1 protein-coding gene is annotated in these 1,539 nt (G+C 73.2%); it reads right to left on the minus strand.

The window, feature by feature from the left end:
• Window positions 1-232: 232 nt before the first annotated feature.
• The gene (locus E9549_RS22760) at window positions 233-1,468 is read right to left on the minus strand and encodes a transposase (RefSeq protein ID WP_236828880.1); all 1,236 of its coding nucleotides are present in this window, start codon (window positions 1,466-1,468) and stop codon (window positions 233-235) included.
• Between the last annotated feature and the right edge of the window lie 71 nt (window positions 1,469-1,539).

Here is a 1,539-nt window from a genome sequence, read left to right on the forward strand (position 1 = left end):
CTAGCTTTCGCCTCGCCAGTCAAGAGCTGTAGCGGGCAGGGGGCATCGGGCCGGGTGCTTCAGCGTCCGGCCGTGGGGTGCAGCGCGGTGGTCGGGTCCGGCGGTGGGGCCAGGTTCGGCAGGCTGATCAGACGCCGTCGAGCGGCTGGCTTTCGTGTGCGCCGTAGGCGGCCCCAGGGCGAGCGGGCGGCAAGCTAGGTTGCGCCGTCGTGCGGCATAGCTGTCGCAGCCGTCACCGCTCGCTCTGGTGCCGGGCTCGACGGTAGCGCTGTTCGTCGAAGGGGTGTTGGGTCTTCAGCAGCGTGTAGGCCAGCCGGCAGGCGTGGCGGGCGAGGGCGACCCGGGCCGGGATGGGGCGCATGCCTCGGGCGCGCAGCTCGTCGTGGCGCTGGATGAACACGCCGCAGTGCTGAGAGAGACCCCAGGCCAGGTTCATCAGGGCGTCACGGTGTTCGGGCAGCCCCTGGCGGGAGATGCGACCGCGCCGGTTCAGGGTGGCCGACTGGTAGCTGGCCGGGGCCAGGCCGGTGGCCGAGTAGAGGTGCTCTGCGCTGGGGAAGCGGGCGATGGGCAGGCTGAAGGCGGCGAACGCGGCTGCCCGGCTGGTGGCCACGCCGGGAAGGGTGGTCAAGACCTGTCCGTCGGTGCCGGCCAGCAGGCCGGTGAGGTCGTCGTCGACAGCGGTGATGTCGGCGGTCAATGCCCGCCAGCGGAGCAGGCCGCGGCCCAGCCGGGCAGCGCGGGCCGGCGCGTCGGCCGGCGGGGGCAGGCAGGTCCGCCACCGGTGGACCCAGAACTGCGCCTCGGCGTCGAGGACCCGGCCGCGGGCGCGGGACCGCAGCGACCGGACCGAGGGCGGCCGCCCGGCGAAGGCGACCGCGCAGTCCAGCACCGCTTGCCCGATGACGCCTTCCAGCTTCAGCGCCCGGCCGTGCCCGGCCGGCGCGGACAGGCCCGGGCACAGCGCGTTGAGCTGGTCGTGCAGCCGCTGCTGGGCGACCTTGCGTTCGGCGACCAGGCCCCGGCGGTGCCGGACCGCGGCGGCCAGCGCGTCCTCGAGCCGGTCGGTGACCAGCCGGCCCTGCCCCTGGCGGGCCAGATAGGTCAGCGCGGCGCAGTCCCGGTCATCGGTCTTGAACCGGCGCGAGCCAAGCTGCGCGCGGGCGGCGGTGGTCTCCGACGGCGCGAACAGCCGCACCGAACCGGGAAACCGCTGGTCCAGCTCGCGGACCCACACCTGATGCAGCCCGCCGGTCGCCTCTATGGCGAACACCGGGTCGCAGCCATCCGCATGCTCGAGCACCAGCCGCTGCAATGTCTCCAGACCGGGACGCAGCACTGGCAGAGACAGCGGCTCGACGACCATTCCGGCCGCACTGGAGCTCAGCCAGACCCGGTTGCTGACCTTGCCCGGATCGATCGCGATCACCAGCGTCGACGCCGGCAACGCCTCATGCAGCAGTCCCACGACAGCCTCCCGCCCTCCGCAGCAACGTCAGGGAGACGCTTCCGCAGAGGGCGGGTCAACGGCTATCAGCT

The sequence above is a fragment of the Blastococcus sp. MG754426 genome, from assembly GCF_021699055.1.
Lineage (GTDB): Bacteria > Actinomycetota > Actinomycetes > Mycobacteriales > Geodermatophilaceae > Blastococcus.